Annotated in this window: 8 protein-coding genes; 5 read left to right on the forward strand and 3 right to left on the reverse strand. The window is 54.6% G+C overall.

Annotated features, from left to right (window positions below):
• The first annotated feature begins 55 nt into the window (after nt 1–55).
• Nucleotides 56–799: a pilus assembly protein PilB gene (locus B3Y70_RS10810; protein WP_288589778.1), complete on the forward strand. Its 744-nt coding sequence runs from the start codon at nt 56–58 to the stop codon at nt 797–799.
• 71 nt (nt 800–870) lie between these two features.
• On the opposite strand, the gene B3Y70_RS10815 is transcribed toward B3Y70_RS10810, so the two are convergent.
• The 3 genes from B3Y70_RS10815 to flgA form a co-directional block, all read right to left on the reverse strand.
• Nucleotides 871–1,341, reverse strand: coding sequence for a flagella synthesis protein FlgN (locus tag B3Y70_RS10815; protein WP_286896390.1), 471 nt, complete (start codon nt 1,339–1,341; stop codon nt 871–873).
• A 7-nt stretch (nt 1,342–1,348) separates the two neighbouring features.
• Nucleotides 1,349–1,675, reverse strand: coding sequence for a flagellar biosynthesis anti-sigma factor FlgM (gene flgM, locus B3Y70_RS10820; RefSeq protein WP_224848096.1), 327 nt, complete (start codon nt 1,673–1,675; stop codon nt 1,349–1,351).
• A 128-nt stretch (nt 1,676–1,803) separates the two neighbouring features.
• Nucleotides 1,804–2,511 carry a flagellar basal body P-ring formation chaperone FlgA gene (gene flgA / locus B3Y70_RS10825; protein ID WP_288589782.1) on the reverse strand — a complete coding sequence of 236 codons (708 nt, stop codon included), beginning with the start codon at nt 2,509–2,511 and terminating at the stop codon, nt 1,804–1,806.
• 185 nt (nt 2,512–2,696) lie between these two features.
• Here flgA and B3Y70_RS10830 point away from each other — a divergent pair, with 185 nt between their 5' ends.
• The 4 genes from B3Y70_RS10830 to B3Y70_RS17655 form a co-directional block, all read left to right on the forward strand.
• On the forward strand, nt 2,697–3,626 hold the full coding sequence (locus B3Y70_RS10830; protein WP_286896395.1) for a chemotaxis protein CheV: 930 nt from the start codon (nt 2,697–2,699) through the stop codon (nt 3,624–3,626).
• Nucleotides 3,627–3,661: 35 nt separating this feature from the next.
• On the forward strand, nt 3,662–4,489 hold the full coding sequence (locus tag B3Y70_RS10835; protein WP_288589784.1) for a CheR family methyltransferase: 828 nt from the start codon (nt 3,662–3,664) through the stop codon (nt 4,487–4,489).
• A gap of 34 nt (nt 4,490–4,523) precedes the next feature.
• Nucleotides 4,524–5,423 carry a LysR family transcriptional regulator gene (locus B3Y70_RS10840; RefSeq protein WP_288589786.1) on the forward strand — a complete coding sequence of 300 codons (900 nt, stop codon included), beginning with the start codon at nt 4,524–4,526 and terminating at the stop codon, nt 5,421–5,423.
• A 120-nt stretch (nt 5,424–5,543) separates the two neighbouring features.
• The coding region (locus B3Y70_RS17655; protein WP_422655532.1) for a DUF7352 domain-containing protein at nt 5,544–5,677 on the forward strand (134 nt) is incomplete at its 3' end.

Consider the following 5,677-nt stretch of genomic DNA (forward strand, 5'->3'; position numbering starts at 1 on the left):
TGTTGAATACCGGGCCGGGTTGTACGGTGATCACTGATACTGCAGGAGGAATCTGGTGAGAATCCGTCAGGGTTTTGAAGAGAAATCCCGGCTTGGCCGGTTGTTGATCAATCGTGGCTACCTGTCTGAAGGTCAGCTGGAAGAAGGGCTTCGGGCTCAGAGGGAAACCGGCCAGCGCCTCGGTGAGGTGTTAATCGCTGCCGGCTGGATCTCAGAGCGGGAGCTCCACCGGGTACTCAAGCATCAGTCCCGTTACCGTAATGCAGCGGCGCTGGTTACCATGGTCACTCTGCCATTTCAGCCCCTGGTTTCACTGGCGTCCAGCAACACCAACGCAGCGCAGATTGGCGCTGAAGCGGGCGAGCTTTATGAACGGGGCGGTCTCACGCCCTTGTCGGAAGAAGAAATGTCAGGAGTGTCTGCTCAAAGCGGTATCGGCCTGATGGAGCGCCTGGAGGCGGTCTCTTCCATGCCAGGCAGCGCCCAGGGCGATCCCTCGGGTGACTCCCCCGATGTCGACGTGGTGGAAGGAATCAGGCTGGCGGCCAACGTGTTCGTGCCGGTGCTCAGCTTTCTGGATTCCGACCTTACGATTACGGGTGTGCATTACCGGGACTCAGAGCCTCGCTACTCGCTACAGGAAGATGGAGGCCTGAGGCTGGCATTTCCTGAGCGTATTGAGGAAATCCGGATGGACAACATTCGTGTGATGGGCGGGCAAACACCTCCCATGGGCAATGTCAGTATCCGGGATATCCGCTTTCACCCCGATTCGCAGATGACCATCTACACGCGCTGAAAACCTTGCCCTGAAACGAAAAATGCCCGGAAAATCTCCGGGCATTTTATTTTCTCTGGGCGCTTGGTGTATCAGGCGCTGGCCAGGATGTTGGTGCTTGAGACGTTGGTCTGCTGGCCTTTGGCGCCATAGAGCTTCTGTTGGGCGGAAGCGCCTCGGAAGATGTCGGTAAGACGTGACAGGCGCTTTTGCAGGTGCCCGAGAATTCGGCCGTTGTTCTGGTTCACGGCCTGGCATTCGCGCAAGCGGGCGTCTGCGTCTTTCCAGAGTTGGTGGAGCTCATCCATGCCCGCGGCCCGAATGAATCGTGATGGCTCTCCTGCGTTGGGCTTGTAGCCCATATTCACCAGCAGGTGAATTTTCTTTTTGGCGTGTTCACGAACGCCTTCAAGAATCTGGTTCTTCCGGCTGGTCATTTCTTGCAGGGGCTGGATATCCGCAGAGGAGAGCACGGATTTTTCCTGGTGGAGAAGTTCCGCCAGCAGCTCAAGCTGGCGGATATCTTCCTGAAGAATCGCTTTTAACTGTTCATGTGCGTTCATGCTTTACTCACCCGAAAATGCTTTTATCCATCTCAAGCATTTTCTGGGCCAGTTTCTGAGCATCTACCTTGTAGGTGCCGTTCTCAAGAGCAGAACGAATCTGTTCGATGCGATCATCGTCCATTTCGGGGTAATCCCCCAGCTTCTGCTCAAGTTGCTTCAGGTTTTTTGCCTGATTGCTCAGGTTCACATTTTCACCGCGGGCAGCGGGGCTTTGGGCCTTGGCTTGTTCGCCAGTTGGCGCCTGTGAGCCCTGGTTGCCTGTGGCTTTGTCGGCCGTGGTGCGAGTGGTGTTGACCTGGCCTGGGCCAATTCCATTTAAGTCAACTGACATATCAATACCTGCTTGCCTGGGGCCACATCAAAGTGGCGTATTCGGGTTTATATCTGCTTAACGGCAAATCCGCGCCATACTTTAGTTACAAAACGGAAAACATTTGCCGCTTTTGCTACTTCGCTGCCTTACATCGGAATTTCGACCCGCCCGGGGCCAACCGCACGGGCTTTGACTGTCCGGGACGAGCGGAGATTCTCTACCAGAACCTGCTCTCCAACCCCTGCACTCGCCAGTGCTTTACCGCGAGAAGACACCGAAAATGAGCCTGAACGCGCGGTGATAATAACATGATCGCCCCGCTCAATCGCGTTGGGGGCTTCAAGGAGATCCGGGGTCATTACCGTGCCGGCATTCACCGGGCGGCGCATCATCATGCCTGAAACAGATTCCTTCCGGGTGAGTACGCCGCGGCGACTGGCGTTGATCTGAACCGAATTTACGGTTACCAGATCCTGTGTCAAACGCTCCCCGCGCGCCAGGGGGCGAGCCGCTACCAGGGCAGGGCCATGAACCTCAACGCTGGTGGTCACGTACATTTTCCAGGGGCGTTCACCACTACACGATACCAGTACAGACGGGCTGGTGGTTTGCAGCGGATCGCCCGCAAATTCGGTGTTCAGATCCTGATTGCAGGCGGCAAGGGCGATGCGGCTATCAATGGCGCCGACTTCATAGCTGCTTTCATAGCCCTCGGCTGCAAGGGTTTCGGACCACCTGGCCAGAAACATCTGGGCGGCGTTGCGGATGGTTTCAGCAGTGGTACGTTCTGAAGACTGAGTGACCGGGCTCAGTAAAAGGCACAATGCAGCCAAAAAGATGATTCGCATACGCACCGGTTTGTCCTATGCTGTCTTTATCTGTGTGTTTTGTCGAAATTCGTTAAGGATTTGGGTTCTTGGGCCGTTAACCCTTAACAGGTTTGCAGGCGTCAAAGATTTGTCTTGGACAGGCCTGAAACCACTTTACAAAGATCTATGCAATATTGATGCCGGTATAGGCACGCCAGGAGTAAAGCATCATGGCAGGGGTATTAGACAGCGTTAACCAGCGCACCCAGCTGGTCGGTCAGAACCGGCTCGAACTGTTGCTGTTCCGTTTACGGGGGCAGCAGATGTACGGCATTAACGTATTCAAGGTCAAAGAAGTGCTTCAGTGCCCCAAGCTTTCGTCGATTCCCAACAGCCGGAGCGTGGTCCGAGGGGTGTCCCACATCCGTGGTGAAACCATTCCCATTATCGATCTGAGTATGTCGATTGGCTTGCCGGGTATCCCGCAGGAGCAGTTGTCCACCAGTTTCGTGATCATCACGGAGTACAACCGTAAAACCCAAGGCTTTCTGGTAACGGGCGTAGACCGGATCATGAATATGAACTGGGAGGATATTCTCCCTCCGCCGAAGGGGGCGGGGAAGGATGTCTACCTGACAGCGGTTACAAAGATTGACGATAAACTTGTAGAAATCATAGATGTAGAAAAGATTCTTGCAGAAGTTTCTCCGCTCAGGGAAGATGTGACGGAAGAGCTGGTCAGCCGAAGTGCGGAACGGGTTCCCGGCCATTTGCCCGTGCTGGTGGTGGACGATTCTTCCGTGGCTCGCAGGCAGATTGAGCGCTGTTTGACCGCTATCGGAATGGAAGTGGTTACCAAAAACGATGGCAGGCAGGCGCTACAATATCTCAAGGAGATTACCGAGGACGGTTCAAAAGCAAACGACCACCTGTCTTTGATTATCTCTGATGTTGAGATGCCGGAAATGGACGGCTACACCCTGGTTACCAGAATAAAAGAAGACCCGGCGCTGAAAGAAATGTATGTCATGCTGCATACCTCGCTGAGTGGCGTCTTTAACCGGGCGATGGTGCAGAAAGTGGGCGCAGACGATTTCATGGCGAAATTCAGCCCGGATGAGCTGGCCGAGCGAGTAATGGAGATTATTGATCAGCACTGATGCTCGGCTGACGGTTTCACCCACGAAGAGATCCAATGAAAGCGGACATAACGCCCCAGGAATACGAAGCCTTTAAAAAGTTCCTGCAGGATGCGTGCGGCATTCTGCTGGGTGATAACAAGCAGTACCTTGTGAAGAGCAGGCTTCGGCGGATACTCGAAGAAAACAGCCTGAACTCCCTTGGAGAGCTTCTCGAACGATTGCAGAGGACTGGCAGGGCAGGCTTGCGCGAAGTGGTCATTGATGCGATGACCACCAACGAGACGCTGTGGTTTCGGGATAATCATCCGTTCCGGATTCTGCAGGAAAAGCTCTTGCCGGAGTTCGCCGAGCGTAATTCACTCCAGCCCCTGAGAATCTGGTCTGCCGCCTGTTCTACTGGCCAGGAGCCGTACTCTGTAGCCATGGTGGTGGACGAGTTCCGCCGTACCCGGCCAGGTAAGCTACGGGATGTAAAAATCACCGCAACGGACATCTCCAAAAGCGTGCTGGAAGTTGCCCGCCGTGGCGAATATGAGATGATCGCCATCGGCCGGGGGCTATCCCCGGAACGCCAGAAGCACTTTTTTACCCCCTCGGCTAACGGTGGGTGGCAGATTCGCCCGCAAATCAAGTCCATGGTGGAATTCAAGGAATTGAACCTGCTGGACCGATACATGCTCGGCAAGTTCGACATTATCATGTGCCGAAATGTGCTGATCTATTTTTCGGCGGATCTGAAAAAGGACATCCTTACCCGGCTGCATGGGGCGCTGAACCCCGGGGGCTATCTGATTCTTGGGGCCTCTGAGTCTTTGAACGGGCTTCCCAACCTCTATGAAATGGTCCAGTGTCATCCCGGCATTATCTATCGCAAGAAATAGTCGGGAACTGTCAAATGCGGAGTAGGGTACCGATGTGGAGAATCTGAACCTCCGGCATCTCTATTATTTCTGGATAATTAGCCGCGAAGGCTCCATTGCCCGGGCCAGCGAGGTACTCGACCTGGCTCCCCAGACTCTCAGCGGCCAGCTTGCGACCTTTGAGGGCGCGGTGGGCGGCCGGTTATTCAGCCGCGAGCGCCGGCAACTGGTACTCACAGAACTCGGCCATATGGTTCGCAGTTATGCCGATGAAATCTTCGAGCTGACCGGCCAGTTGTCTGAAACCTTGAGGGCGGGGCCTGAACACAGGCCGCTTTCGCTGTCTGCGGGCATATCGGCGTCTATCCACAAGCTGATTGCATATTACCTTCTTCACCCCTCGATGAAACTGAACCGGCCCGTGCAGCTTGAATGCCGGACCGGCCGGACTGAAGATCTCCTGCTGAGCCTCAAGCGCAAAGAGCTGGATGTGGTGCTGACCGACAGAATGCCCCGGGCAGAATCACCTGAGCGGTTTGCGGTTCATCCGTTGTCCCGGTCTACCATCAGTCTGTTCGCTGCACCTGAACTGGCGGAGAAGCTCAAAACCGGTTTTCCTCATTCCCTCAACCACCAGCCGCTGCTGGCGAACGCCACCGATGCGCCGTATTTCGAGAAACTGATGCACTGGTTCAACCTCAATAATGTGCGAATGAACCTGGTTGCCCGAGTCGATGACAGCGCCCTTATCAAGGTGTTTGGTCGCGAGGGAGTCGGTGTATTCGCGGCTCCTACGATGATTCAGGATGAAGTGTGCCGGCAGTATCAGGTGGCTTTGATTGCTTCGCTCGATGAAGTGACAGACCAGCTGTTTGCCGTCACCCGAAGCCGAAAGCTGGCCCATGAGGGGGTGAGGGCAATTTGCGAGGCTCGTCAGGGGATCTTTGAGCGCTAGGCGCCAAGCTGTTAAATCCTCGAAAAAGTCGATGTTTTTTGCTTAATAAAACTTATTTTATCGAAGCCTGCACTGCTCCATTATGGAATTGTATTCCGCAGTATCCAGAGGAGCGCAGCTATGAAAACGATTCACAAGTTCAGACTCGAACCTGGTAAAGAGCCTACCACCCTGACCTTGAGAGAGGGTTATGAAGTGGTGCGCTGCGAGTATCTGGTGCCGCATAAAGCGGTCTTCCTTTGGGTACAGCAGCC

Origin of the sequence: Marinobacter sp. UBA5687 (assembly GCF_002420325.1) — a bacterium.
In the GTDB taxonomy this organism is placed as follows: Bacteria; Pseudomonadota; Gammaproteobacteria; order Pseudomonadales; family Oleiphilaceae; genus Marinobacter; species Marinobacter nauticus.